The organism is Faecalibacterium sp. OM04-11BH (genome assembly GCF_003482185.1).
Classification (GTDB): Bacteria; Bacillota; Clostridia; order Oscillospirales; family Ruminococcaceae; genus Faecalibacterium; species Faecalibacterium tardum.
On sequence record NZ_QULS01000012.1, the window covers coordinates 20,480 to 45,842 of the forward strand.

Sequence of the window (25,363 nt, forward strand, 5' to 3'; positions counted from 1 at the left end):
CCGGAAACGGCCTTCCCGCTGTCTGCTGGGTTTGTCCGGTCATTTGTCCGTGTTTTTCCGCTATTTCTGCGCCGTTGCTGCCCCATTGCGGCAGGAAATGCAGCCTTTTATCAGCTTTCGCCCCGAGAGACGGAAAGCACGATGCCCATCTCGCCCAGAAGCATCATCAGGCTGGTGCCGCCGGAGGAGAAAAAGGGCAGGCTGATGCCGGTGTTGGGGATGGTGTTGGTGACTACCGCAATGTTCAGCACCGCCTGCAATGCTACCTGCACCACAAAGCCCACCACCAGCAGTGCGCCAAAGCGGTCCGGCGCGTGCGCCGCCAGCGTGATGCCCCGCCACAGCAGCGCGCTGAACAGCAATATCACCGCACACGCGCCCAGAAAGCCCAATTCCTCGCAGAGGATGGAAAAGATGAAGTCATTCTGCGGCTCGGGCACGAACAGATGCTTCTGGCGGCTGTTGCCCAGCCCCAGCCCCGCAGCCCCACCGCTGCCGATGGCGTACAGGCTTTGGATGGTCTGGTGGCCGTCACCCAGCGGGTCGGCAAAGGGGTCGAGCCATGAATTGAGCCGGTCGGCGGCGTAGGGCACCAGCTCCGGCATCAGCACAATGGCCGTGCCGATGGCGGCAGCGCCGCCTGCTCCTGCCAGCATGAACCACCGCAGCCCGGTGCCGCCCACGAACATGAGCACCGCGCCGATGCTTAAAATCAGCACCGTGCCGGAAAGGTGGGGCTCCAGCAGCATGAGTACCGCCACCACCCCCAGCACCAGCGCAAAGGGCACTACCCCCACCGCAAAGCTGCCCATGCGGTCGTGGTTCAAAGCGATGATGTGGGCAAACACCAGCACCACTGCAAACTTGGCGATCTCGCTGGGCTGTAATGTGCCCAGCCCCGGCAGCACCAGCCAGCGCTTGCAGCCGTTATATTCCGGCATGAACAGCACCGCCGTCAGCAGCACCAGCGAGAGCGCCAACAGCGGCCACGCCAGCTTGTGATAGATGTGGTAGTCCACCCGGCTGGCCATCCACATGGCTACCAGCCCCATGGCGGCGTACAGCAGCTGCGGCCGCACATAGGCAAAGGCGTCCTGCCGACGGTACAGCGCCACCGCGCTGCTGGCGCTGCACAGCATCACCAGCCCAAAGGCTACCAGCGTGAGCACCAGCACCAGAAAGGGCAGGTCCATGGGCGGCAGCGGCCGCAGCAGCCCTTTGCGGGCAGCAGTTCTGTGCAATCCCGGTCACCTCCGTTTCTGTTATTGTACGCGGGTGCGGGGGCGGTTAGTCATACACGCTGCCGCCGGGCGCATAAACTGCCCGCAAAGGGGGTGCTGCCATGCGCGGCTCAAAACCCACGGACGCCCTGCGCACTTTGCCGGAGCGGGCGTTCCGTCTGCGGGCACGGCTCATTGCGGTGGGCCTGTGCGCCGTCTGCTTTGCAGGGCTCATCGGGCGGTTGTTCTGGCTGCAATTATGCACCGGCGGCTGGTACACCCAGCGGGCGCTGGGACAGCAGCTGCGGGACACTGTCGTGCCCGCCGACCGGGGCAAGATATACAGCGCTGACGGCGCGCTGCTTGCCGCCAACAGCAGCTGCTGGACCCTGCGCGCCAGCCCCCGGGAGATGCCCGAGGATAAGCTTACCCTTGCCGCCAAGGGGCTTGCGGAGATTTTAGAGCTGGACGAGGCAAGGCTGCTGGAAAAGTTCAGCGACCGGCGCTCCAACGACTGCCTTTTGCGTTACCGGGTGGAGCGGGAAACCGCCGATGCCGTGCGGGATTTCTGCGCGGCGAACGGCATTACCGGCGTGCGCATCAATCAGGATTCCAAACGCTGGTACCCACAGGGGGAGCTGCTGGCCTCGGTGCTGGGGTTCACCAACGTAGACAACGCCGGGGTCAGCGGGCTGGAACTGAAATACAACGACACCCTTACCGGGCAGAACGGAGTAGTGCTGACCGCCGTGAACGCTTGGGGCTACACGCTGGCGCAGAGTTACGAGACCGAGCTTGCCCCCGTGGAGGGCTGCGGGCTGCGGCTGACCATTGATGCAAATATTCAACATTATCTTGAAAATGCGTTGAATTATGCGGTGCAGGAGCACCATGTAGCCGCCCGCAGCGTGGGCATCGTGATGGAGGTGAACACCGGAGCAGTGCTGGCCATGGCCACCACCCCGGCCTATGACCCCAACCAGCCCCGGGTCATCGCCGACAAGGCCGCACGCGCCGCCGTGGATGCCCTTTCCGGCAAAGAGCGCACCGCTGCCTTGCAGCTGGCACAGCAGACCCAGTGGCGCAACAAGGCGGTGAGCGACTTATACGAGCCCGGCAGCGTGTTTAAGCTGATTACCTGCGCGGCGGCGATGGACGCCGGAGCCATCACCCGGCGCTCCACCTTTTACTGCGGAGACTCCATCTCGGTGGCGGGCACGCGGTTCCACTGTGCCAACCACAAGCGCCACGGCAGCCAGACCGTGACCCAAGCACTGGAAAACTCCTGCAACCAGAGCTTTATCCAGATCGGGGCGCGGCTGGGCAAACAGGCTTTCTGCGATTATTTTGCCGCCTTTGGCCTGCGGGAGCCCACCGGCATCGACCTGCCCGCCGAGCCGAAAAAGAGCCTGTACTACACCGCCGACCGTATGGGGCCGGTGGAGCTGGCCTCCTGTGCCTTCGGACAGAGCAGCAAGATCTCGTATCTGGAAATGGCTGCCGCCGTCTGCGCGGTGGTGAACGGCGGCAAGCTGATGCAGCCGTATCTGGTCTCGGATATTCTTGCGCCGGACGGCAGCATTTTGCAGCACAACGCCCCGGTGTGCAAACGGCAGGTGATCCAGCCCGCCACCTCTGCCACCATGCGGGAGATGATGGAGGCAGTGGTGCTGTACGGCGGCGGGCGCAACGCGCAGATCGCGGGCTACCGGGTGGGCGGCAAAAGCGGCACCAGCCAAAAGCTGGACAGCGCCGACGAGAAGGCCCGCATTGCCAGCTTTGTGGCAGTGGCACCCATCGATGACCCGCAGTTCTTGTGTCTGGTCTGTCTGGATGAGCCCCACAGCTGGACCACCGCCGGCGGCAGTCTCTCGGCACCGGTCTGTGCCGAGGTGCTGGAGCAGACGCTGGTATACAAAGGCGTCCCCCGGGCAGCAGACAGCGGCAGCGCAGACGCGCAAGCCGCTGCCCTGCCCGCCGATGGGGACAGCTTTGACGGGGCGTGACGATTTGGAATGGCCTCCGCTTGCGCTCTGGCCATAGTCAGCGGAAAAATTATTTTAAATAGAGCAATGCCGGAGCGTCTGCGGACGCTCCGGCATTGCATTTTCACAGGAGGGGTCGTGGAGGGAAACAGCATTTGCAGCGCCGCTTTCTGCGAAAGCGTGGCGCTGCGGGCAGGCGCTTGCTCCCCCTCGGGGGAGCTGTCGCGCAGCGACTGAAGGGCTATAAATGGAGAAGCGAAAAAAGCGTTAAAGCGATAGCGCCGACTGGCGCAGCGCTAGCTTTTTTGTGCTTCGACTTCTTCTTTAGGATTGTCAAGGGCGAGCAGCCCTTGGCCCGTTGCGGGGTGGGTGGAGTCCAGAGGTAGGGAGGGGGGACTCGGAACACCCCTCCCTGCCTCTGGCCCAGCGGAGCGTCTTTGCACGCTTGCGGCAAGCAGATACCTTTACCCGCAGCGCCGCTGCAAATGCTGCTATTCACCCACAAAAAAAATAACGGAACGTCCGCAGCCATTCCGTTACGCTGAAATGTATCATAATTTTTAGTTCTGGTTCGGCTGGGGGCGGAAGGTGATCTCGCCGGTGGTGCTGTCCATTGCGTCCACGATGGCAAGGCTCTCCAGCTGGATGCCCTTGCTGCGGATCAGCTCGCCGCCCTGCTGGAAGCCCTTTTCCACGGCGATGCCGATACCCTCTACGGTGGCACCGGCTTCCTCGGCCAGTTCCAGCAGACCCATCAGGGCGCAGCCGTTGGCCAGAAAATCGTCGATGATCAGCACATGATCCTCAGGGGTGAGGAACTTTTTGGACACGATGACGTTGTAGATCTTTTTGTGGGTGAAGGACTGGATCTGGGTCTTGTAGTTGTCGTAATCCAGATTGATGCTCATAGATTTTTTGGCAAACACCACCGGCACGTTCAGCTCGCTGGCTACCACAGCCGCAATGCCGATGCCGCTGGCCTCGATGGTCAGCACCTTATTGATAGGCTTGCCCGCAAACAGGCGCTTCCACTCCCGCGCCATCTCGCGGAACAACGGGATGTCCATCTGGTGGTTGATAAAGCTGTCCACCTTGAGCACGTTGCCCTCGCGCACAATGCCGTCCTTGCGGATACGATCTTCCAGCATCTTCATAAAATATATCCTCCAGCCCTTGCAGGCGCGTTTTCTGCCTCCGGCTCGCCCGCCGCGAAAAGTGCCCGCCTGTTTTCCATTCCCGGGCGCGCGCCACACACACCCATGATATAATGTTTCACCTAGTATACCGGAAGCATCCCGCTTTGACAAGGGGTTTTCATGCCAAAATTCGTAAAAAAACGGCACCAAACCTCTTCGTTTTTTCTAAAAGTATGACCTTGTCCAAAAATACCGAAACTTCGTGAGGTTGTCGGGTCATTTTTGGTTTATCCTCCCTTGTTCTTTCGCGGTTTTCGAGTATACTATTCTTAATAGGAGAAGGGTAATATCCGGGATTTTTGACCGGACGAGGAGGAAAATGGTATGAAAACAGGACTTGTGCTGGAAGGCGGCGCTATGCGCGGAATGTTCACCGCTGGCGTACTGGATGTGCTGATGGAGCATAACATCCAGCTGGACGGTGCCATTGGCGTGTCGGCGGGGGCAGTGTTCGGCTGCAACTACAAGTCGCACCAAATCGGGCGCACCATCCGCTACAACACGGAATACTGCACCGACAAGCGCTACGCCAGCTTTGGCAACCTGCTGCGCACCGGCAACCTGTACAGCGAGCAGTTCTGCTACCATACCGTGCCGGAAAAGCTGGACCCTTTTGACACCAAGGCTTTCCGGGAGAACCCCATGGACTTTTTTGTGGTGTGCACCGATGTGCGCACCGGTGAGCCTATCTACCACAAGTGCCGCACCGGCGACGCCGAGGATATCCAGTGGATGCAGGCTTCGGCATCCATGCCGCTGGCGGCCAAGATTGTGAAGATCGGCCACTATCAGCTGCTGGACGGCGGTGTGGCAGATTCCATTCCTGTGCGCTTTTTCGAGTCTATCGGCTACAAGCGCAACCTGATCATCCTGACCCAGCCCAAGGGTTTTGTAAAGCAGAAAAACAAGATGCTGCCCCTTATCCGGGCAAGGTATGTGCGCTATCCCGCTTTTGTGGAGGCCGTGGCAGACCGGCACCAGCGCTACAATGAGACGCTGGCCTATATTTCCATGCTGGAACAGTCCGGGCGGGCCTTCGTCATCCGCCCGCCCATCCCGCTGGAAATTCCCTCTATGGAGCGTGATCCCGCCCAGCTGCGCCGCGTATACGAGACCGGCCGTGCCGTGGCACAGATCCAGATCGACAAGATTGCAGCCTATGTGGAGGAGTGCAAGGCTGCACCGGAAGAATAACACGAAAGGCTGCTGCACAGGTTTGTGCGGCAGCCTTTTTTGATAAGAGAACGATCGGGAATGTCCTCCGCTTGTGCTTTGGGCATCTTCAGCGGAATTTGATTTTAGGCTTCAGAAACGCCTGCGGGCGTTTCTGAAGCCTTTTTTCACGGGAGGGGATAAACAAAAAAGAGGCCTGCACCTTGCGGTGCAGACCTCTTGATGTTCAAGAAAGAACGGTAAGAGAAGGGGTTAAATTACTTAACCTCAACCTTAGCGCCAGCCTCTTCCAGCTTCTTCTTGATGTCGTCAGCCTCAGCCTGGGAGACCTTCTCCTTGACAGCCTTGGGAGCGCCATCAACGATAGCCTTAGCTTCCTTCAGGCCCAGACCGGTGATCTCCTTAACAGCCTTGATGACCTGCATCTTGGTAGCGCCAGCCTCAGCCAGGATGACGTCGAACTCGGTCTTCTCTTCCTCAGCGGCAGCAGCAGCGCCAGCAGCAGCGGGAGCAGCAGCAGCAACAGCAGAAACACCGAACTCCTCGCAGTAGGTGTCGATCAGTTCCTTCAGCTCCAGAACGGTCAGGCCCTTGACGGACTCGATGATGGCAGTAATCTTCTCAGAAGCCATGGTAATAACCCTCCAATATCAATGGTTTTTGTTTGTTTCAGTTTTTTGTTAAGCGGCGGTCACGCAGCCATTAGGCAGCGGGCTCCTCCTGCTTGTCGGCATAAGCCTGCATTGCAACGGCCAGACCAGACAGAGTGCTGGTGAGGGCGCCTGCAAACATGGACAGCATACCTTCGCGGTTGGGCAGCTTTGCGATAGCGTTGGTCTCGGCGGCGTTCATAGCCTTGCCTTCCATGAAGCCAGCCTTCACGACGAACTTCTTGGACTTATCGCCATCCTGATACTTGCACAGGATGCGGGCAGCAGCCATGGGGTCAGCCTCGTGAGCAAAAGCGACAGCGGTGTCGCCCTTGAAGTTCTCAGCCAGACCCTCCAGAGCGGTACCCTTAACTGCCAGACGCAGCATGGTGTTCTTCACGACCATGTAATCAACGCCTGCCTCACGCAGCTCCTTACGGAGCTTGGTGTCGTTCTCGACGTTAATGCCGCCGTAAGCGACGACGCAGCCGGAAACCGCACTCTCAAACTTTGCCTTCAGATCAGCGACGTAAGCCTGCTTTTCAGAAAGAATCTTTGCACTGGGCATTCGGTTTCACCTCGTTTCAAAAACTTGTATCGAAAGCCGGAGCAATGAAAAAAGCCTCTCTCCCGCGCACTGCGCCGAGAGAAAGGCATAAAGCAACTTTACGCACGTTTCTCGGCAGGCGGTCAAACTTTACACTGGACTCCAGCGCCTGCTGTCTTAAAAACAGCATGATTATAATACCGCAAACGTGCGGCGTTGTCAAGTGCTTTTTTGAATTTTCTGACAAAATTTTTCTGCCACCCGCAAACAGGCAGCAGAAAAATATCAGAAATTCAAATTAGACACCGTACTTCAGGGTGTTCAGACGGATGCCAGGGCCCATGGTGGTGGCGATGGTAGCGCTCTTGAAGTAGGTACCCTTTGCTGCAGCGGGCTTTGCCTTGGCAATAGCCTCCATCACAGTGTCCAGGTTGGTGTACAGCTTCTCTGCACCGAAAGAAGCCTTGCCCACGGGCACATGGATGATGTTCTGCTTGTCCAGACGGTACTCGATCTTACCAGCCTTAGCCTCGCTGACAGCCTTGCCCAGATCGGGAGCCACAGTGCCGGCCTTGGGGTTGGGCATCAGGCCACGGGGGCCCAGAACCTTACCCAGACGGCCAACGCGGCCCATCATATCGGGGGTGGTCACGACGACGTCAAAATCCATGAAGCCGCCGGCGATCTTTGCGATCAGCTCGTCATCGCCAACGATATCAGCGCCAGCAGCCTCGGCAGCAGCTGCTGCGGGGCCCTTAGCAATAGCGCAGACGCGGACGGTCTTGCCGGTGCCGTTGGGCAGAACGACAGCGCCGCGGACCTGCTGGTCAGCGTGACGGCCATCAACGCCCAGACGGACGTGCAGCTCGACGGTCTCGTCGAACTTGGCGGAAGCGGTCTTGCAAGCCAGCTCCAGAGCCTCGTTCACATCGTATGCCTTAGTAGAATCGACCAGCTTTGCAGCGTCGACATAGTGCTTGCCATGTTTCATTGTATATCCTCCTGTGTGGTCATGCGGGCAGTGTTATGCCCTCCCACTGTTTATGTCTCAGCCCTCGACGGTGACGCCCATGGAACGGCAGGTGCCGCGAACCATGCTGCAGGCAGCTTCCAGAGAAGCAGCGTTCAGGTCGGGCATCTTGGTCTTGGCGATCTCCTCCACCTGAGCGGCGGTCAGAGAAGCAACCTTTTCCTTGTTGGGCTTGCCGGAAGCGGTGTTGATGCCAGCGGCCTTCTTGATCAGAACAGCTGCCGGAGGAGTCTTGGTGATGAAGCTGAAGGAGCGGTCAGCGTACACGGTGATGACGACGGGGATCACATAACCCATCTGGTTCTTGGTACGCTCGTTGAACTCCTTGGTGAACGCCATGATGTTGACGCCCTTCTGACCCAGAGCAGGGCCAACAGGGGGAGCCGGAGTCGCCTTGCCGGCCTCGATCTGCAGCTTAATGTAGCCAGTAACTTTCTGTGCCATGATAAATGCACCTCCAAAAATCTGTGGTGAGTTGCGGCGCAGTGTCTCTGCGCCTCCCACGAGCGCGTGCACGCTGCACACGCTCTATAAGAACCGCACTGCGGTCTTACCTTGGTAAACGGAACTTGCCGGTTGGTTACGGCAGCTCGACCTGACCGATCTCCACCTCTGCGGGGGTCTCGCGGCCGAACATATTGACCTTGAGCTTCACCTTGAAGTTCTCGGTATCAATGGCCTCCACAAGGCCCATAAAGCCTTCCAGAGGACCGGCGGTGATCTGCACGGTATCGCCGACAGCAAAATCGACGCTGAGCGGTGCAGCCTTCTCCACGCCCATCTTCTCCACTTCCTCAGCGGTCAGCGGAACGGGCTTGGAGGCGGGGCCGACAAAGCCGGTGCAGCCGCGCGTATTGCGCACGACATACCAGGTATCGTCGTTCATCACCATTTTGACCAGAACGTAGCCGGGGAACAGCTTGTGTTCCACCATCTTCTGCTTGCCGTTCTTGTCGATCTCAGGAACCATCTCGACGGGAACCTTGATGTCGCAGATCAGTTCCTGCAGGTGACGGTTCTCCACCATGGTCTGCAGGTCGTTGGCGACCTTGTTCTCGTAACCGGAATAGGTATGCACAACATACCAAAGAGCCTCAGTGGACTCATCTACCAGCTTGGTTGATTCTTCCATTTTGGTTGACCCTCCGTTTCAAGATGATTCTCAGGCGCCGATGATCAGGCCCAGAATACCACCAAAGATGGCATCCAGCAGGATCATCACAACCGCTGCAATAGCGACGGTCACGAGCACGACGATGGTGTTGGTCTTGACGTCCTGCTTGGACGGCCAGACCACCTTCTTCAGCTCGCTCTTGGTATCGCGGAAGAACTTTGCGACCCGTGCGCAGAAGCCCTTGACAGCGGCTTTAGCTTTGGCCACAAAGCCCGGCTTTTTCTCGGTTTTGTCTGCCATTATGCTCCGCCTTTCTTACTTGGTTTCGCGATGAACGGTGTGCTTCTTGCAGAAACGGCAATACTTCTTCATCTCGAGACGATCGGGGTTGTTCTTCTTGTTCTTCGTGGTGTTGTAGTTGCGCTGCTTGCACTCGGTGCAGGCCAGAGTGATTTTAACGGTCATTTGTTGACACCTCCATTATAACGGTTGTTTTGAACCTCCCTCGGGTGCGGGTGGCAGCTGTAAAAACAGGCGCACTTAATAACCCCGCAAAAGAGGTGATATCATTGTACCACGCGTTTTTCAATCCGTCAAGCAGAAAAAAGCGATTTTGAGAAACTTTTTTCGCAGCCGGCGTCTTTTTGTCCCAAGGCAGCTTTTTTGCATTCTGCTTGCATCGCGGGCGTAGATATTGTATAATGAATCGAAACGGCATTTTACCGGTTTGAAGCCGCCCCTTTACCGGGGCTTTATAAATAGGAGTGAGATATCATGCAGTCTGCAAATAAAATGTGCGTGGCTCTGTTGTTTGGCGGTATGTCCAGCGAACATGAGGTCAGCTGTGTCTCTGTGGGCAACTTTGTCCGCAACATCGACCGCAGCAAATACGAGGTGCTCACCGTGGGCATCACCAAGGAGGGCCGCTGGCTCTACACCGAGGCCACGGCGGAGCAGATGGCCGATGGCAGCTGGGAAGAGCTGCCCGGCAATATGCCCTGCGTGATCAGCCCGGACCGCGCCGACCACGGCATGATCCTGTTTACCCCGGACGGCCGGGTGGAAAAGATGCACCTTGACGTGGTGATCCCGGTGCTGCACGGCCTGTGGGGCGAGGACGGCACGGTGCAGGGTCTGCTGGAGCTGGCAGGCATCGCCTATGTGGGCTGCGGCGTGCTGGCAAGCTCTGTGTGTATGGATAAGGCTGTAGCCAACGCCCTGTTTGAGGCCAACGGCGTGCCCCATACCAAATGGGTAGCTGCCAACCGCTGGGAGATCGAGAAGGATCTGGAGGGCGTTTGCGCCGGTGTAGAGCAAAAACTGGGCTGGCCGGTGTTCGTCAAGCCTGCCAACGCAGGCTCCAGTGTGGGCATCTCCAAGGTGTCCAGTCAGGAGGAGCTGAAGGCCGCCATCGCCCTTGCGCTGGAAAACGACCGCAAGGTGGTGTTTGAGGCCTTTGTGGACGGACAGGAAGTGGAGTGCGCCGTCATCGGCTCCGACCCCGCCGTTGCCACCCGTCCCGGTGAGATCCTTGCCGGTGCAGAGTTCTACACCTATGATGACAAGTACAAGAACGGCGTGAGCCAGACCGTCATCCCGGCACATCTGCCGGAAGCCAAGCTGGACGAGGTAAAGACCTACGCCGCCATGGCCTACACCGCACTGAACTGCGAGGGTCTGGCACGGTGCGATTTCTTTGTGGAAAAGAACACCGGCCGGGTGCTCATCAACGAGATCAACACCTTCCCCGGCTTTACCGCCATCAGCATGTACCCCAAGCTCATGGAGCACGAGGGTCTGCCGGTGCCGCAGCTCATCGACCGCCTGATCGCACTGGCGGTGGAAAGGACGGAAAAGCAGCATGGATAATCGCCCCATCGGTGTGTTCGACAGCGGTCTGGGCGGCCTGACCGGTGTGCGGGAGCTGCGCAAGCGCCTGCCCCATGAGGATATCATCTACTTCGGCGATACCGGCCGGGTGCCCTACGGCAGCCGCAGCCCGGAGACCATTCTGCAGTACGCCCGGCAGGATGTGGCCTTTCTGCTTTCCAAAAACGTCAAGTGCATCATGGCGGCCTGCGGCACGGTGAGCAGCACCTACCCGGCTGCGGAGGCAGCCCAGCTGCCGGTGCCCTACCTTGGCGTAGTGGATGCCGCCGCCCGGGAAGCAGCCTTTGTCACCCGCAACCGCCGCATCGGCGTCATTGGCACAGCCGCCACCATCCGCTCCCGCAGCTACGAAAAGCTGCTGCGGCAGCTGGTGCCCGGGGTGGAGATCACTGCCCGCCCCTGCCCGCTGTTCGTACCGCTGGTGGAGGCCGGGTATGTGGATCACAGCGAAGCCGGAAAGCAGCAGATCACAAAGCTGGTCATTGCCCAGTACCTGACCGAGGTGCGCGAAGCCGGGGTGGATACCCTGATTTTGGGCTGCACCCACTACCCGCTGCTGAAAAGCATGATTGGGGAGTTTATGGGCCCGGGCGTCACGCTGGTGGACCCCGCCATGACCGCCGCCCACCATCTGGAGCGGATGCTTGCCGAGCGCGGACTGCGCGCCAGCCACGAGAACGGGCAGGCACATTTTTACGTCAGCGATGTGCCGGACAGCTTTGTGCAGACGGCAGACCTGTTTCTGGGCGAGTACAAGGGCGGCCCGGTGGAGCAGATCGCCATTGATAAATATTGATAAGGAAATACAACGTGAGCAAGCCACTGAAGGAAGACTATATCATCCGCATTAAAAGCCGCATTGAGCAGCGGCTGGACGAACCGGCTGCGGAGGAAGAAAAAGAAGAATTTGTGGAGTTGATGACCCGGGGCAGCTTTGTGCTGAAGGGCGGCAGCTACTATGTGACCTACCGCGAGACCGAGACCACCGGCTACGAGGGCTGCACCACCACCCTGAAGATTGCTGCAGACGGCAGCCGGGTGGCAATGCTGCGGTTCGGCAAGGGCGGCGGGGCAGGCACCCAGCTGCTGATTGAAAAAGGCCGCCGCAACCTGTGCCACTACGAGACCGGCTTCGGCTCCATGACCTTGGGCGTGACCGCGGACGAGATCGACTGTCAGCTGACCGAAAAGGGCGGCACCGCCCGGTTTGCCTACCTGCTGGATGCCGACAGCGCCGAGCTGGTGAGCCGCAACCGGCTGGAAGTTACCGTGACCCATGTGAATTGATGAAGTTCCCTGAGACTGTGAAAGGAATCCGACCCATGACTGATTTTGAAAAGACCTACCAGAACTACAACCCCCGGCAGGCTGCACTGGACGAGGCACGCGCTCTGCTGACCGCAGCCGCCAAGGCTGCTATGGCAGACGGCACCCTGCCCGAGGCAGAACTGCCTGGCTTTATTGTGGAGATCCCCGCCGACGTGAAGAACGGCGATATCGCCTCCAACCTCGCCATGGCCGGTGCACGCACTTGGCGCAAGGCTCCCAAGATGATCGCAGACGCCCTGCTGGCACATCTGCCTTCCATCGAAAACAGTGTGTTCTCCAAAGTGGAGGTTGCCGGTCCCGGCTTCATCAACCTGTTCCTTTCCCAGAGCTTCTGGGCAGGTGTGGTGCTGGGTGCCTGCGCCAACAAGGAGTATGGCCGCACCGACCACGGCAAGGGCGCAAAGTACAACGTAGAGTTTGTTTCCGCCAACCCCACCGGCCCCATGCACATGGGCAACGCCCGCGGCGGCGCACTGGGCGACTGTCTGGCTGCTGTGCTGGACTGGTCCGGCTACGATGTGACCCGCGAGTTCTATATCAACGACGCCGGCAACCAGATCCAGAAGTTCGGCAAAAGTCTGGCGGTGCGCTACCTGCAGCAGTTCTGCGGCGAGGAGGCCTATCCCCTGCCCAAGGAGTGCTATCAGGGCGGCGATATCAAGGTACTGGCCGGTGAGTTTGCCGAGTTGAACGGTGACAAGTACGTTGCCGCCTGCAAGGGTATGGACGAGGAAGCTCTGTTTGAGAGCGAGGCCTTTGCCGCCCTGAAGGACGCACTGGTGGCCTATGCCCTGCCCAAGAACATCGCCGCGCTGAAGCGCGACCTGGGCAAGTACCGCATCGACTACGACGTGTGGTTCCACGAGAGCACCCTGCACGAGTCCGGCGCAGTGCTGGCTGTGGTGGACAAGCTGCTGGAGCTGGGTGCCTGCTATAAGGCCGAGGACGGTGCCATCATGTACCGCAGCGCCCAGTACGCTGCCAAGTACGGCACCGTGAACAAGAAAAAGACCGAGGACGGCACCGAGGAAGAGGCCAAGGACGAGGTGCTCGTCCGCGCCAACGGCATTCCCACCTACTTTGCCGCAGATATCGCCTACCACTACAACAAGCTGGCTACCCGCGGCTTTGCCAAGGCCATTGACGTGTGGGGTGCAGACCACCACGGCCATGTGGCCCGCATGAAGGGTGCCATGGATGCCATCGGTCTGAACGGCGAGGATCTGGATGTTGTGCTGATGCAGATGGTCAACCTGATGCGGGACGGCCAGCCTGTCCGTATGTCCAAGCGCACCGGCAACGCCATCACCCTGACCGACCTGCTGGAAGAGGTGCCCATCGACAGCGCACGCTTCCTGTTCAATATGCACGACGCAGGCAGCGGCATCGACTTTGATCTGGATCAGGCCGTCAAGACCGACAACGACAACCCCGTGTACTATGTGCAGTACGCCCACGCCCGCATCTGCTCCATCCTGAAAAAGATGGAGAGCGAGGGTGTGCAGTTTGCCGGTGCAGAGCACATCGACGCCACTCTGCTCACCGAGCCCTCCGAGATGGATCTGATCCGGATGCTGGCCGCCTTCCCGCAGGAGATCGTGATGGCTGCTGAGAAATACGACCCCAGCCGCATCAACCGCTTTGTCATCGACCTTGCAAGCGCCTTCCACCGCTTCTACGGCAACTGCCGCATTCAGGGCGCAGACCCCGCCGTGCAGCAGGCACGCCTTGCCCTGTGCATCGGCGTGAAGAACGCCATCTTCAACGTGCTTACCATGTTCAAGATCAACGTGCCCGAGAAGATGTAACATAAAACCACAGGGGCTGTTGCACCAAACAATGTGCAGCAGCCCCTTTTTGATAGAACAGATACAAGGAGAATCCATGGAACCTTTGAAGATCGGCAATATCACCCTGCCCCACCGGGCGGTGTTCGGCCCTATGGCGGGCTTTACGGATGCCCCCTGCCGCCGCCTGATGGCACAGCACGGCGCGGGCTTTACGGTCAGCGAGATGGTGTCCAGCCGGGCGCTGGTGTACGGCGACCATAAGACCGTCAGCCTGCTGAAGGCAGAGCCTAACGGCGCACCCTACGGGGTGCAGATCTTTGGCGAGGTGCCGGAGATCATGGGCGAAGCCACCGCCGCTATCGAGCAGTACGAATTTGACTTTGTGGATATCAACATGGGCTGCCCTGCCCCCAAGATCGTTTCCGGCGGGGCGGGCAGCAAGCTGATGCTGGACCCCGACCGCTGCGGGCGCATCGTGGAGCAGGTGGTGGCGCACACAAAGCGCCCCGTCACCGTAAAAATGCGCAAGGGCTGGGATGCCGACCACATCACCGCCGTGGAGTGCGCCAAGGCCTGCGAACAGGCGGGCGCGGCGCTGGTGGCGGTGCACGCCCGCACCCGGGAGCAGATGTACACCCCGGGCATCGACCCGGAGATCATCGCCCGGGTAAAGGACGCGGTAAAGGTGCCTGTGCTGGGCAACGGCGATATCCGCTGCGCCGAGGACGCGCTGCGCATGGTGCGGCAGACGCACTGCGACGGCGTGATGATCGCCCGGGGCGCGCTGGGCGACCCGTGGCTGTTTGAGCGGGTGAACGCCGCGCTGGAGGGGCTGCCCGCCCCCAAGGAGCCGAACCTGCAAGCGCGGATGAACGCGCTGCGCCGTCAGGTGGAGGAGATGGTAGAGCAGAAGGGCGAGTTTGTGGCCATGCCGCAGGCGCGTGCCCAGACCATGCACTACATGAAGGGGCTGAAGGGCGCTGCCGCCCTGCGCCGCTACTGCTGCACTCTGACCCATTTAGAGGACTTGGACGAGCTGATCGCTGCCGTGTTTGAAGAGCAACGCAAGGCCGGACTGGACCCCGACGATGTGCGGGAAGTGCCGTTCCCGTAATTTGAACCGAAGCAGAGCAATGCCGGACGGCCTGTGGGCTGCCCGGCATTGCATTTTCACGCCTTCGTCAGCTCGTCCAGATTCTGGGTGTAGCAGGGCAGGCAGTGCTCCAGAAACCAGTCGGCCTCCGGGCATTGCATGGCTTGCAGCGCGGCGCGCTGCTGCGTGAGTGCGGCGTCAAATTCGTGGTTGCCGCTGCGCTGCTCCTCGGTGCATTTGATGAGGGCGCTCAGCCGGTCGGCAGCCTTGAGCAGACGATGCTCCTCTGCGGTGAGTGCCGTGCCATCCATGCAGGGGGTCAGCTCTGCAGCCAGCTCTGCGGGCAGAAGCGCCGCCATGGAGCGCACGCTCTCGGTCTCCAGCGCCTTGTAGGCGTCCCGCAGCGCTGGGGAGTGGTACTTGACCGGCGTGGGCATATCCCCGGTGATGATTTCCGGCGCGTCGTGGTACAGCGCCGCCACTGCCACCACCTCGGGGCGGCAGGGCGTGCCGGTGTAGTGCTTGGCGATGAGGCACAGCAGGTGCGCCAGCAGTGCGGTGTCACAGGTGTGCTCGCTGAGGGATTCCGCCCGGGTGGAGTGCATCAGGCTCCATCGGGTAATATACTTCATGCGCGCCAGTAAGGCGCTGAAGGGATACAGCATGGCAATACGCCTCCTTTTCTTCACCATACCCGCCGGGCGCTTGGTTGTCAAGCCCTTTTTTCTTGCGCGCCGCCGTGCTATACTACAAGGTGACATCAAATCCACTTCCGCGCCGGTGCGCGGAGAAAGAGGAACACTATGGAAAAGTTTATAAAACCACGGCTGCTCACGCCAAGGGAGCAGAGCCATAAAAAATTCTGGCAGGCGGTGGGGCTGTGCGCCCTGACGGCGGCGGTATTTTTTCTGCCGTTCTACATCCTTGACGGCGGCTTTTTCCACTATGCAGGCGATTTTAACAGCCAGCAGATCAGCTTTTACCGGTATATGAACGGCTTCGTCAAAGGCGCAGGTTACCCGGACAGCGCCTTTGCCGGTGCGCCGCACAATACCTTTTCGTGGGCGACCGACCTTGGCAGCGGAGTGATGAACGCCTACTCCTTCTACCTGTACGGCTCGCCGTTTTTCTGGCTGTCGGTGCTGCTGCCGCAAAGCTGGCTGCCCTATATGATGGTGCCGCTGCTGGTGCTCAAGTTCGGCGTGGCGGGCGGCGGCGCGTTCCTGTATCTGCGCCGCTACGTTAAAAACGCAAATTACGCCGTGCTGGGTGCCTGCCTGTACGCCCTTTCCGGCTTTGCAGTGTACAACGTGTTCTTTAACCACTTTGTGGATGTGGTGGCGCTGTTCCCCTACCTGCTCTGGGCGCTGGACGAGGCCATTTATGAGGATCGTCACGGCCTGTTCGCCTTCTGGGTGGCGGTAAACCTGCTCAACAACTATTTCTTCTTTGTGGGACAGGTCATTTTCCTGTGTATCTACTTTGTGTGCAAACTGACCGCCAAGGACTTCCGGCTGACCGGGCGCAAGTTCGGGCATCTTTTGTGGGAGAGCGTGCTGGGCGTTGCCATGGGCTGTCTGCTGCTGTTCCCGGCGGTGCTCAGCCTGCTGCAGAACCCGCGCACCATCGATCTTTCCTCCGGCTGGGGCTTTCTGACCTACGCCAAGGTGCAGCAGTATCTGGCCATCCTGCTCAGCTGGATCTTGCCGCCAGACTCCCCCTACCTCACCTCGGTCTGGTCGGAGGGCGTCATCAAGTGGACGAGCATGACGGCCTATCTGCCGCTGTGCAGTCTGGCCGGTGCCATGGCCTACTGGCGCAGCCGGAAGGCCGACAGTAAAAAGCGCATCGTGGCGGTGTGCGCCGTGTGCGCGCTGGTGCCGGTGCTGAACAGCGCCTTCTACGCGCTCAATTCCAGCTACTACGCCCGCTGGTACTATATGCCCACCCTCATCCTTGCCGCCATGACCGTGAACGCGCTGGAGGACCCGGACATTGATCTGGATGCGCCTGCCCGGGGCATCGGCTGGATCATGCTGGCTACGCTGGTCTTTGCCGTAGTGCCCGTGCGGGACGATACCACCGAGACATGGTCTTTCGGCGTGCTGAAGAACCCGGGGCAGTTCTTTGCCGTGCTGGGCTTTGGTCTGCTGGGGCTTATGCTGTACCGCGTTCTTTGCAGCAAGTGGCGGCAGGACAGCCGCTTTGCCCAGCGCATGACGGCGGCGGTGCTGGTGTTTGGCTGCGCATTCACCATGGTGCACATCGGCATTGGCAAGTTTGGCCAGTGGCACACCGACAGCGACCTTGTGGAGCAGGACACGAACGCCCTGCTGCTGAAAAATGACCTGCCGGAGGGCGACTATCGCATCGACACCTACAAGATCCACGACAATATCGGGATGTGGCTGGATAAGAGCTGCCTGCAATACTTCGGCAGCACGGCGGCTCCCAGCATCCTCAGCTTCTACCCGGGGCTGGGGGTCAAGCGGGACGTGCGCAGCGAGCCTGAGATCACAAACTACGCCCTGCGCGGTCTGTTGAGCGTGGAGTACCTCATTACCACCCCGGAAAAGCGCGAAAGCTTTGAGGATGAGGCAGACGAGGGCTGGACCTATCTTGCCGATGTGGACGGCTACACGCTGTACCACAACGACAACTATGTGCCTATGGGCTTTACCTACGACTACTATGTGACCGAGGCCACCTACCAGACTTCGATCAAGACCCTGCGTTCCAACCTTCTGATGCGGGCACTGGTGCTGACGGACGAAGATGTGGCGCAGTATGGCAAGTACCTGACCGAGCTTTCGGAGAACATGCTAAATGACCTGCACTACGACAGCTACACGCAGGACTGCGCCGACCGCCGCGCCCACAGCTGCTCTGTGTTCCAGATGAACAATGCAGGCTTCCATGCCGAGATCACGCTGGACAAGCCAAACCTCGTCTTTTTCTCTGTGCCCTACGATGACGGCTTTACCGCCTATGTCAACGGCGAAAAGACCGATATCCTGCAAGTGGACGAGGGATTGATGGCGGTGCTCTGCCCGGCGGGCGCAAGCAGCATCGACTTTGTGTATCAGGCCGCCGGGCTTTCTGCCAGCCGGGTGGTGACCGCAGTGGCCATCCCGGTGTGGGTGGTGTACGTTGCTTACTTTGTGCGCCGCAAGCGCCGCAGCACCGGTACCCCGGCAGAAGAATGACTTTGACCGGGCCAAAAAATAAAAATTTAAAAATCCCTCTTGACTTTACGAAGATAAAGTGTATAATGCAATCAAACCGATGAGGCGGAAGAGAACCTGCACAGCGCATCTGCAGTGAGCCCGGACAGTGCAAACGGGCGAAAGCGGGGCAGAGTTTCGTGGGCCGCCGAGGGCCGGGCAAACGGGTAGAAGCCTTAGTAGCTTTGGACGGAAGTCTCCGTTACAGGACAGGGGAGTGTTGGCTCTCCGTGAGTGGCTCTGCTGTATTGGATGCAGAGCAAGCAAGGTGGCACCGCAGAATCGTATTTACCGATCCTGTCCTTGTGGATAACACACAGGGACAGGGTCGTTTTGTTTTAAGACCCGTCCCGCAAAGGGAGCGGGTCTTTTGATTTGCCGCCCGCTCCGGGAAAGGAGTTACCACTATGAAAAACCTGAACATGATCTCCCGCCGCAGCTTCCTGAAGGCCGCTCTGGCCGCTTCTGCTGTTTCTGCCATGGCACTGACCGGCTGCGGCGGCGCTGCTTCCGGCTCTGCCTCCAGTGCAGCGGTCTCCTCCTCCGCAGCTGCTTCCGGCAGCACCGCTGCCGCTGGCGAGACCTTCAAGGTGGGCATCGTCAACTATGTGGACCACGCTTCCCTCAACCAGATCGTGGAATCTGTGGAGAGCCGTCTGGACGCCATCGGCAAGGAGAAGGGCGTCACCTTTGACTACGCCGATTACTACGCTAATGCACAGGCCGACCAGTCCAACCTGAACCAGATCGGCGCAGACCTTGTGGCTGACGGCGTGGACGTGATCGTGGCAGTGGCCACCCCCACCGCCGCTACCATGCTGGCCGCTGTAGAGGACACCGACATCCCGGTGGTCTACTCCGCTGTGACCGACCCCGCCGCCGCTGGCTTTGACGGCGAGGAGAACATCACCGGCACCTCCGATGCCCTGAACACCGACGCCATCATGAACCTGATCGTGGCGGCAAACCCCGGCATCGATACCATCGGTCTGTTGTATGACCTGAGTCAGGATGCCTCCACCCAGGCCATTGCGGACGCCAAGGCCTTCTGCGAGAAGAACGGCATCAAGGTGGTGGAAAAGAACGGCACCACCACCGCCGAAGTGCAGATGGCTGCCGAGGCACTGGTCGCCGCCGGGGTCAAGGCCGTGTTCACCCCCACCGATAACACCATCATGACCGCTGAGCTGTCCATCTACGAGAGCTTCATCGAGGCGGGTGTGCAGCACTACACCGGTGCCGACAGCTTTGCGCTGAACGGTGCGCTGGTGGGCTACGGTGTGGACTACGTCCAGCTGGGCGAAGCCACCGCCGATATGGTCAGCCAGCTGCTGTGCGACGGCAAGACCCCCGCAGACCTGCCCTACCAGACCTTTGATAACGGCATCGTTACCATCAACACCGAGACCGCCGAAGCGCTGGGGCTGGATCTGGCAGCCCTGAAGGAAGCCTTCAAGCCCTACTGCACCGAAATTACCGAGGTGACCACCGCCGAGAACTTCTCCTGAACCCCGCTCAGCCAGAACCTGACGGTTTTGCCGGCTCTCCCGCAAGGGAGAGCCTTTGGCGGTTCTGGGAAAAGTGGTTTCCCTCTCCCGTGAAAATACGTTTGTCGCACTCCGCAGAGCAATGCGGTGCGCATTCAAAATAACATAAAAGGAGCATACACCATGCTGGCGAGTATCTTTTCCCTCAACGTTTTGCAGACAGCGCTGGAGCTGGGCTGCATCTACGGACTGGTGGCGTTGGCACTGTTTTTGAGCTACTCCATCCTGAATATTGCCGACCTTTCCACCGACGGCTGCTTTACGCTGGGCTGCGCGGTAGCCTGTCAAGTGGCGTTGACCGGCCACCCCATCCTTGCGCTGGCGGCTGCTATGGCTGCGGGGGTGTGCTCCGGCTTTGTCACCGCCTTTTTGCAGACAAGGCTCGGGGTGGAAAGCATCATGGCTGGTATCATCGTCAATACCGGCCTATACACCATCAATCTGGCGGTGATGGGCTTTTCCTCCACCATGTCACTGGTCAAGACCCCTACCATCTTCTCCATGGCAAAAACTTCGCTGGGCTTTCTGGGCAGCTGGTACAAGCTGGCACTGGCGGCAGTTATCATTGCCATCGCCTGCGCGGCGATGCTGGGTTTTCTTGGCACGCGGCTGGGGCTTTCCATCCGCGCCACCGGCGATAATGCCGCCATGGTGCGGGCTTCCAGCATCAACCCCGCCTTTACCATCACGGTGGGTCTGTGCGTGTCCGGTGCGTTGTGTGCGCTGTCCGGCGGGCTGCTGGCACAGTACCAGAAAAGCTGCGATATCAACGTGGGCACCGGCATGGTGACCATTGCGCTGGCTTCCCTCATCATCGGCGAGACGCTGGTGGGCAAGCGCACCATGCTGCGCCGCATCCTTGGCGTGGTGTTCGGCAGCTGCCTGTACCGCTTTATCGTAGCGGTGGCGCTGCGGTTCAATGTGCCCGCTGCCGCCATGAAGCTGGTATCTGCCATCATCGTGGCAGTGGCCATCTCCATGCCCGCCATCCGGGAGCACTTTGCCTTTGAAAAGCGCCGTCACGCCGCACGCCGCACAGTGACCAACAGGGAGGGACAGTAACATGGAAATGCTGCAGCTGAACGACCTGCACAAGACCTTTAACCCCGGCACCGTCAACGAAAAGGTGGCGCTAAATGGGGTGAGCCTGCAAATGGAGGCCGGAGACTTTGCCACCATCGTGGGCTCCAACGGCGCGGGCAAATCCACCCTGTTCAACGCCATCACCGGCGGCTTTATCGCCGACGAGGGCAGCATTCTGCTGGGCGGACAGGACATCACCTTTGCGCCGGAGCACCAGCGCAGCAAGGTCATCGGGCATCTGTTCCAGGACCCGCTCAAGGGTACCGCACCCAACATGACCATTGAGGAAAATCTGGCGCTGGCCTACCTGCGGGCAGGCACTGCGCCCAACGCCATCTTCTCCCGCATCTCCCGCAAGGATAAGGCGCTCTTCCGCGAAAAGCTGGCTTTGCTGGACATGGGGCTGGAGGATCGCATGAAGCAGCCGGTGGGGCTGCTTTCCGGCGGGCAGCGGCAGGCGCTTACCCTGCTCATGGCTACCCTTGTCACCCCCAAGCTGCTGCTGCTGGACGAGCACACCGCCGCGCTGGACCCCGCCACCGCCGAAAAGGTGCTGGCACTGACCAAGAGCATCGTGGCCGAGAAAAAGATCACCTGCCTGATGGTGACCCACAATATGCATCAGGCGCTGGAGCTGGGCAACCGCACCCTGATGATGGACGCCGGGCGCATCGTGTTTGACGTAAAGGGCGCAGCGCGCAGCAAGATGACTGTGGACGATTTGCTGGAAAAGTTCCGCGAGAACGCAGGCAAAAATCTGGATAATGACCGCATCCTGCTGAGCAAGGTGGAGAAATAAAACTGTTCCCCTTCTTGTAAAAAGCAAAAGGTCTGCTGCACCGTGCCGGTGCAGCAGACCTTTTCACTTTTATTCTTTTACCACAGGCGGATGACCTTGATGACGCCCTCGGCCTTATCGCGGGCCAGCTCCAGATGGTGCTGCAGCGCCATGGCTGCGCCGTCCCAGTCCCCTGCCAGAGCAGCATCCAGAATCTGCAGATGCTCCTCACAGGTCTGCTCCTGATTGATCATGCTCACCTTGCCGGTCATGATGCGGAAGCGGGTGTTCAGGCCGGTGATGCGGTCGTAGGCAGAGCGCAGATACTTGTTGGGCAGGGTGCTCATCAGCAGCTCGTGGAAGTCATCGTCCGACTTGCAGAAGTCCTCAATGCGCTCGCTGTGGTGCATCAGCTCGGCATAGGCCTCCAGCTGCTCCCGGGGGATGGCATTGCCGTAAGTACGCAGGGCGTAGGGCTCCACCAGCAGACGCATTTCAAACATGCTGTGCACGTCCTCTTCGGTGATGCCGGAGACCATCAGTCCCTTTTTGGGCAGAATGGTGATCAGCCCCTCCTGTTCCAGACGCCCCAGTGCATCCCGCATGGGGGTGCGGCTGATGTTGCCCATCTCGGCGCAGAGCTTCTGCTCGTTCAGAAACTCGTTGGGGCGGTACTCGCAGTTCAGGATCTTGGTCTTGAGGTACTGGTACGCCTGCAGCTTCAGGCTGAGCTTTGCCTGTGCTTCCTGTTCTTTCATAAGCACACTCTCCTATTCTTCTTTGTCTTCTTCTCCAAACGTTCCAAAACGTCCGAACCGGCAGCGCAAACCCACCGCTGCCGGTTTCTTCTTCTTCATGTTCAGCCAGCTTGTATCCCGACTGCAATCCAACCACTTTATCTAGTATATTATTTCACATTAGGGCATTTTTTACAAGACTTTTTACTTAACTTTGGCGTGTTTTCCGTTTTATACAAAGATTACACCTCGATTTTGCTACTTTTTACAATGTTTTTTGTGCTTGTCGCCAAACAGACCCACTTTCCGCCCGCTTCTTTTGCATCCAAGGGCAAACTGTGCTACAATAGAACCAAAAAACAACACATCTACACCGGAAAGGACCGAATTTCTCATGGCACGAAGCGATGGCTACAACACCCGCACCCGGCAACTCATCTTAGATTACCTCATCAACAACCGCCAGCACGCGGTAAGCGCCTCCAACATTCTGGAGCACCTGGAAGCGCAGGGCGCAAGCCCCAACCCCACCACCGTGTACCGCTATCTGGATAAGCTGGCGGGCGAGCAGCGCATTATGAAATATGTAGCTGACAAGGGCGAGCGTGCGGTGTTCCAGTATGTGGACGAGGGACGCCACTGCCGGGAGCATCTGCACCTCAAGTGCGTGCAGTGCGGGCGCATTTATCACTTGGACTGCCATTTTATGGATGAGGTGCGCGCCCACCTGATGGCGGAGCACGGCTTTACCCTGCAATGTGAGGGCAGTGTGCTGTACGGGCTGTGCCGTCATTGCGCGCAGAACGCGGCACCGTCCGCAGCGGAAGAACAGCCTGCAAAAAAATGCGCCTGCTGTGTTGACACGGACAAAAACCCGTGATACAATGCAGACAATAAAAGCGTTGACCGGGAAAAGTAAGGCCTCAGGTTTTTCTTACAGAGAGTGCGGGATGCTGGAAGCCGCGCAGAAAACGAAGCCCGAAGAACACCCGTGAGCCGCTCCCTGAACCTGCGCGTGCAGCAGTAGGGGCAGACGTGCGCCGCTCGTTATCGCGGCAGTGCTTTCAACGGGGAGAGCGCACAAAAGTGACCGGCGTATTGCGTATGCCGGTAATTTAGGTGGCACCACGGATACGGCAGCATATTCGTCCTAGGACTATGGGATGAATGGCTGCCGTATTTTTATTTTTATCGTTTTTACAAGAGGGGTAAGAAGTATGTGTTGTGTTATGGGTTATACGGGGCACGACCTGAGTGCCGAAAAGTTCAAAGAGTACCTGCTGCGCACCGTGGACCGCGGGCCGGACGACCAGCGGGTGGTGGAGGGTCCCTACGGCCTGATGGGCTTTGGGCGGCTTGCCATCATGGGACTGACCCCGGAAGGGATGCAGCCCTTCTACCGGGGCGCTGACTGCGTGGTGTGCAACGGCGAGCTGTACGGCTTCCGGTTCGAAAAAGAGATCTTAAAGCGCCGGGGCTATAAGTTCTGCTCCGACTGCGACTGCGAGATTCTGCTGCCGCTGTACTACGAGTACGGGCTGGATATGTTCCGCCACATGGACGCGGAGTTTGCACTTATTATGTATGATTCCCGCAAGGACAGGCTCATCGCCGCCCGCGACCCCATCGGCATCCGTCCGCTGTTCTACGGCTACTCCAAGTCCAGCCACAAGATTGCCTTTTCCTCCGAGATGCGCAACCTCATCGGCTGGTGCGATGATATCCGTCCCTTCCCCATTGGCAGCTACTACTGCGACGGCCGCTTTGTGCGCTACGAGGACATTGCGGATGTGCCCGCCCCCATGCAGGACGATATGCCCACCATCCTGAAGAACATCCGCGAGAAGCTGATCGCCGGTGTGGAAAAGCGGCTGGATGCCGATGCACCCGTGGGCTTTCTGCTCTCCGGCGGGCTCGACTCCTCCTTGGTGTGCTCCATTGCCGCCAAAAAGCTGGGCAAACCCATCCGCACCTTTGCCATCGGCATGGACACCGATGCCATCGACCTGAAATACGCCCGGCAGACTGCGGACTATCTTGGCAGCGAGCATCACGAAATCATCATCAACCGCGAAATGGTGCTCAGCAGCTTGGAAGAGGTCATCCGTCTGCTGGGCACATGGGATATCACCACCATCCGCGCCAGCATGGGCATGTACCTGCTGTGCAAGGCCATCCACGAGCAGACCGATGTGCGTGTGCTGCTGACCGGCGAGATCTCGGACGAGCTGTTCGGTTACAAATACACCGACTACGCCCCCACCGCCGATGCTTTCCAGCAGGAGAGCCAGAAGCGCATCCGGGAGCTGTATATGTACGATGTGCTGCGGGCAGACCGCTGCATCTCCTCCAACAGCATCGAGGCGCGGGTGCCCTTTGGCGACTTGGACTTTGTGCGCTACGTCATGGCCATCGACCCGGAAAAGAAGCTGAACCGTTACGGCAAGGGCAAGTACCTGCTGCGCAAGGCCTTTGAGGGCGACTGGCTGCCGCCGGAGATCCTGTGGCGCGAAAAGGCCGCTTTCTCGGACGCCGTAGGCCACAGCATGGTGGACGACATCAAGGAGTACGCCGAGGGCCTGTACACCGACGAGGAGTTCCAGATGCGCCGGGCAAACTACTCGGCACACTGCATGCCCTTTACCAAGGAGAGCCTGTTCTACCGCGAAATTTTTGAGAAGTACTACCACGACCAGAGCCGCACCATCGTGGGCTTCTGGATGCCCAACAAAGCATGGCCGGGCTGCAACGTCAACGACCCCTCCGCCCGCGTGCTGGCAAACTATGGTGCTTCCGGCGTGTAACGTCAGAGCATTTTAAATGCGCTTCGCTGTGCTTTGCGCATAAGCAGCGGAAAACATATTTTATTAGAACAACGTCGGACAGCCCGCGGGCTGTCCGACGTTGCGTTTTTATAAAAAAGCCCCCGCCGACAGAGGGAAAAAAGTGTCGGCGGGGGCTCAGGAAAATGTCAAAT

Annotated in this window: 24 protein-coding genes and 1 other annotated feature; of the genes, 13 read left to right on the plus strand and 11 right to left on the minus strand. The window is 59.2% G+C overall.

Translation table 11 applies throughout. The annotated features are described in order from the left end of the window. Window positions 1-110: 110 nt before the first annotated feature. Window positions 111-1,193 carry a putative peptidoglycan glycosyltransferase FtsW gene (locus tag DXB44_RS10515; RefSeq protein ID WP_118658728.1) on the minus strand — a complete coding sequence of 361 codons (1,083 nt, stop codon included), beginning with the start codon at window positions 1,191-1,193 and terminating at the stop codon, window positions 111-113. Between the two features lie 149 nt (window positions 1,194-1,342). Here DXB44_RS10515 and DXB44_RS10520 point away from each other — a divergent pair, with 149 nt between their 5' ends. Further along, window positions 1,343-3,226, plus strand: coding sequence for a penicillin-binding transpeptidase domain-containing protein (locus DXB44_RS10520; RefSeq protein WP_118658692.1), 1,884 nt, complete (start codon window positions 1,343-1,345; stop codon window positions 3,224-3,226). A gap of 539 nt (window positions 3,227-3,765) precedes the next feature. Here the strand turns inward: DXB44_RS10520 and DXB44_RS10535 are convergent. Further along, window positions 3,766-4,359 (minus strand): xanthine phosphoribosyltransferase, encoded by a 594-nt coding sequence (locus DXB44_RS10535; RefSeq protein ID WP_005920489.1) that lies wholly within the window; start codon window positions 4,357-4,359, stop codon window positions 3,766-3,768. 366 nt (window positions 4,360-4,725) lie between these two features. On the opposite strand from DXB44_RS10535, the gene DXB44_RS10540 reads away from it, so the two are divergent. Continuing rightward, complete coding sequence (locus tag DXB44_RS10540; RefSeq protein WP_118658695.1) at window positions 4,726-5,595, plus strand: patatin family protein; 870 nt, start codon at window positions 4,726-4,728, stop codon at window positions 5,593-5,595. Between the two features lie 236 nt (window positions 5,596-5,831). Here the strand turns inward: DXB44_RS10540 and rplL are convergent, their stop codons facing one another. The 7 genes from rplL to rpmG all read right to left on the minus strand — a co-directional run bounded on the left by rplL (window position 5,832) and on the right by rpmG (window position 9,380). Beyond that, complete coding sequence (rplL, locus tag DXB44_RS10545; protein WP_055187009.1) at window positions 5,832-6,206, minus strand: 50S ribosomal protein L7/L12; 375 nt, start codon at window positions 6,204-6,206, stop codon at window positions 5,832-5,834. Window positions 6,207-6,276: 70 nt separating this feature from the next. Next, window positions 6,277-6,792 (minus strand): 50S ribosomal protein L10, encoded by a 516-nt coding sequence (gene rplJ, locus DXB44_RS10550; protein ID WP_055187010.1) that lies wholly within the window; start codon window positions 6,790-6,792, stop codon window positions 6,277-6,279. Between the two features lie 277 nt (window positions 6,793-7,069). After that, complete coding sequence (gene rplA, locus DXB44_RS10555; RefSeq protein WP_005920494.1) at window positions 7,070-7,762, minus strand: 50S ribosomal protein L1; 693 nt, start codon at window positions 7,760-7,762, stop codon at window positions 7,070-7,072. Window positions 7,763-7,819: 57 nt separating this feature from the next. Beyond that, a complete protein-coding gene (gene rplK, locus DXB44_RS10560; RefSeq protein WP_005920496.1) occupies window positions 7,820-8,245 on the minus strand; it encodes a 50S ribosomal protein L11 in 426 nt (141 codons plus the stop codon). 136 nt (window positions 8,246-8,381) lie between these two features. Next, window positions 8,382-8,933 (minus strand): transcription termination/antitermination protein NusG, encoded by a 552-nt coding sequence (gene nusG, locus DXB44_RS10565; protein ID WP_005920497.1) that lies wholly within the window; start codon window positions 8,931-8,933, stop codon window positions 8,382-8,384. 30 nt (window positions 8,934-8,963) lie between these two features. Continuing rightward, the gene (secE, locus tag DXB44_RS10570) at window positions 8,964-9,215 is read right to left on the minus strand and encodes a preprotein translocase subunit SecE (RefSeq protein ID WP_005920499.1); all 252 of its coding nucleotides are present in this window, start codon (window positions 9,213-9,215) and stop codon (window positions 8,964-8,966) included. Window positions 9,216-9,230: 15 nt separating this feature from the next. Next, window positions 9,231-9,380: a 50S ribosomal protein L33 gene (rpmG, locus tag DXB44_RS10575; RefSeq protein ID WP_005920501.1), complete on the minus strand. Its 150-nt coding sequence runs from the start codon at window positions 9,378-9,380 to the stop codon at window positions 9,231-9,233. Window positions 9,381-9,689: 309 nt separating this feature from the next. On the opposite strand from rpmG, the gene DXB44_RS10580 reads away from it, so the two are divergent. The 5 genes from DXB44_RS10580 (at window position 9,690) to dusB (ending at window position 15,038) form a co-directional block, all read left to right on the plus strand. Beyond that, a complete protein-coding gene (locus tag DXB44_RS10580) occupies window positions 9,690-10,784 on the plus strand; it encodes a D-alanine--D-alanine ligase family protein (RefSeq protein WP_055187012.1) in 1,095 nt (364 codons plus the stop codon). Beyond that, complete coding sequence (murI, locus tag DXB44_RS10585; RefSeq protein ID WP_055187013.1) at window positions 10,777-11,601, plus strand: glutamate racemase; 825 nt, start codon at window positions 10,777-10,779, stop codon at window positions 11,599-11,601. Before DXB44_RS10580 ends, murI begins: the two co-directional genes overlap by 8 nt. 14 nt (window positions 11,602-11,615) lie before the next feature. Further along, complete coding sequence (locus DXB44_RS10590) at window positions 11,616-12,092, plus strand: DUF1934 domain-containing protein (protein ID WP_236131825.1); 477 nt, start codon at window positions 11,616-11,618, stop codon at window positions 12,090-12,092. Between the two features lie 35 nt (window positions 12,093-12,127). Continuing rightward, window positions 12,128-13,942 carry an arginine--tRNA ligase gene (gene argS / locus DXB44_RS10595; protein ID WP_118658696.1) on the plus strand — a complete coding sequence of 605 codons (1,815 nt, stop codon included), beginning with the start codon at window positions 12,128-12,130 and terminating at the stop codon, window positions 13,940-13,942. 76 nt (window positions 13,943-14,018) lie between these two features. Further along, window positions 14,019-15,038, plus strand: a complete 1,020-nt coding sequence (gene dusB, locus DXB44_RS10600; protein WP_118658697.1) for a tRNA dihydrouridine synthase DusB — start codon at window positions 14,019-14,021, stop codon at window positions 15,036-15,038. A 56-nt stretch (window positions 15,039-15,094) separates the two neighbouring features. Here the strand turns inward: dusB and yfbR are convergent, their stop codons facing one another. Next, window positions 15,095-15,682 (minus strand): 5'-deoxynucleotidase, encoded by a 588-nt coding sequence (gene yfbR / locus DXB44_RS10605; protein ID WP_118658698.1) that lies wholly within the window; start codon window positions 15,680-15,682, stop codon window positions 15,095-15,097. Window positions 15,683-15,820: 138 nt separating this feature from the next. Here yfbR and DXB44_RS10610 point away from each other — a divergent pair, with 138 nt between their 5' ends. From DXB44_RS10610 to DXB44_RS10625, 4 genes are all read left to right on the plus strand, one after another. Further along, on the plus strand, window positions 15,821-18,223 hold the full coding sequence (locus DXB44_RS10610; protein WP_118658699.1) for a YfhO family protein: 2,403 nt from the start codon (window positions 15,821-15,823) through the stop codon (window positions 18,221-18,223). Between the two features lie 425 nt (window positions 18,224-18,648). Beyond that, a complete protein-coding gene (locus DXB44_RS10615; RefSeq protein WP_118658700.1) occupies window positions 18,649-19,749 on the plus strand; it encodes an ABC transporter substrate-binding protein in 1,101 nt (366 codons plus the stop codon). 162 nt (window positions 19,750-19,911) lie between these two features. Then, a complete protein-coding gene (locus DXB44_RS10620; RefSeq protein WP_118658701.1) occupies window positions 19,912-20,850 on the plus strand; it encodes an ABC transporter permease in 939 nt (312 codons plus the stop codon). A 7-nt stretch (window positions 20,851-20,857) separates the two neighbouring features. After that, a complete protein-coding gene (locus tag DXB44_RS10625; RefSeq protein ID WP_055186389.1) occupies window positions 20,858-21,670 on the plus strand; it encodes an ATP-binding cassette domain-containing protein in 813 nt (270 codons plus the stop codon). Between the two features lie 77 nt (window positions 21,671-21,747). On the opposite strand, the gene DXB44_RS10630 is transcribed toward DXB44_RS10625, so the two are convergent. Beyond that, a complete protein-coding gene (locus DXB44_RS10630) occupies window positions 21,748-22,407 on the minus strand; it encodes a GntR family transcriptional regulator (protein WP_055186383.1) in 660 nt (219 codons plus the stop codon). Window positions 22,408-22,780: 373 nt separating this feature from the next. Here DXB44_RS10630 and DXB44_RS10635 point away from each other — a divergent pair, with 373 nt between their 5' ends. Further along, window positions 22,781-23,266: a transcriptional repressor gene (locus DXB44_RS10635; protein WP_055186382.1), complete on the plus strand. Its 486-nt coding sequence runs from the start codon at window positions 22,781-22,783 to the stop codon at window positions 23,264-23,266. Between the two features lie 13 nt (window positions 23,267-23,279). Beyond that, window positions 23,280-23,542: a binding site (T-box leader), on the plus strand. Between the two features lie 73 nt (window positions 23,543-23,615). Then, window positions 23,616-25,190, plus strand: a complete 1,575-nt coding sequence (asnB, locus tag DXB44_RS10640) for an asparagine synthase B (RefSeq protein ID WP_118658702.1) — start codon at window positions 23,616-23,618, stop codon at window positions 25,188-25,190. The last annotated feature ends 173 nt before the right edge of the window (window positions 25,191-25,363 follow it).

Coding starts and splice junctions, on each gene's coding strand:
- DXB44_RS10515 (WP_118658728.1), bottom strand. CDS start 1,193: ATGGACCTGCCCTTTCTGGTGCTGGTGCTCACGCTGGTAGCCTTTGGG.
- DXB44_RS10520 (WP_118658692.1), top strand. CDS start 1,343: ATGCGCGGCTCAAAACCCACGGACGCCCTGCGCACTTTGCCGGAGCGG.
- DXB44_RS10535 (WP_005920489.1), bottom strand. CDS start 4,359: ATGAAGATGCTGGAAGATCGTATCCGCAAGGACGGCATTGTGCGCGAG.
- DXB44_RS10540 (WP_118658695.1), top strand. CDS start 4,726: ATGAAAACAGGACTTGTGCTGGAAGGCGGCGCTATGCGCGGAATGTTC.
- rplL (WP_055187009.1), bottom strand. CDS start 6,206: ATGGCTTCTGAGAAGATTACTGCCATCATCGAGTCCGTCAAGGGCCTG.
- rplJ (WP_055187010.1), bottom strand. CDS start 6,792: ATGCCCAGTGCAAAGATTCTTTCTGAAAAGCAGGCTTACGTCGCTGAT.
- rplA (WP_005920494.1), bottom strand. CDS start 7,762: ATGAAACATGGCAAGCACTATGTCGACGCTGCAAAGCTGGTCGATTCT.
- rplK (WP_005920496.1), bottom strand. CDS start 8,245: ATGGCACAGAAAGTTACTGGCTACATTAAGCTGCAGATCGAGGCCGGC.
- nusG (WP_005920497.1), bottom strand. CDS start 8,933: ATGGAAGAATCAACCAAGCTGGTAGATGAGTCCACTGAGGCTCTTTGG.
- secE (WP_005920499.1), bottom strand. CDS start 9,215: ATGGCAGACAAAACCGAGAAAAAGCCGGGCTTTGTGGCCAAAGCTAAA.
- rpmG (WP_005920501.1), bottom strand. CDS start 9,380: ATGACCGTTAAAATCACTCTGGCCTGCACCGAGTGCAAGCAGCGCAAC.
- DXB44_RS10580 (WP_055187012.1), top strand. CDS start 9,690: ATGCAGTCTGCAAATAAAATGTGCGTGGCTCTGTTGTTTGGCGGTATG.
- murI (WP_055187013.1), top strand. CDS start 10,777: ATGGATAATCGCCCCATCGGTGTGTTCGACAGCGGTCTGGGCGGCCTG.
- argS (WP_118658696.1), top strand. CDS start 12,128: ATGACTGATTTTGAAAAGACCTACCAGAACTACAACCCCCGGCAGGCT.
- dusB (WP_118658697.1), top strand. CDS start 14,019: ATGGAACCTTTGAAGATCGGCAATATCACCCTGCCCCACCGGGCGGTG.
- yfbR (WP_118658698.1), bottom strand. CDS start 15,682: ATGCTGTATCCCTTCAGCGCCTTACTGGCGCGCATGAAGTATATTACC.
- DXB44_RS10610 (WP_118658699.1), top strand. CDS start 15,821: ATGGAAAAGTTTATAAAACCACGGCTGCTCACGCCAAGGGAGCAGAGC.
- DXB44_RS10615 (WP_118658700.1), top strand. CDS start 18,649: ATGAAAAACCTGAACATGATCTCCCGCCGCAGCTTCCTGAAGGCCGCT.
- DXB44_RS10620 (WP_118658701.1), top strand. CDS start 19,912: ATGCTGGCGAGTATCTTTTCCCTCAACGTTTTGCAGACAGCGCTGGAG.
- DXB44_RS10625 (WP_055186389.1), top strand. CDS start 20,858: ATGCTGCAGCTGAACGACCTGCACAAGACCTTTAACCCCGGCACCGTC.
- DXB44_RS10630 (WP_055186383.1), bottom strand. CDS start 22,407: ATGAAAGAACAGGAAGCACAGGCAAAGCTCAGCCTGAAGCTGCAGGCG.
- DXB44_RS10635 (WP_055186382.1), top strand. CDS start 22,781: ATGGCACGAAGCGATGGCTACAACACCCGCACCCGGCAACTCATCTTA.
- asnB (WP_118658702.1), top strand. CDS start 23,616: ATGGGTTATACGGGGCACGACCTGAGTGCCGAAAAGTTCAAAGAGTAC.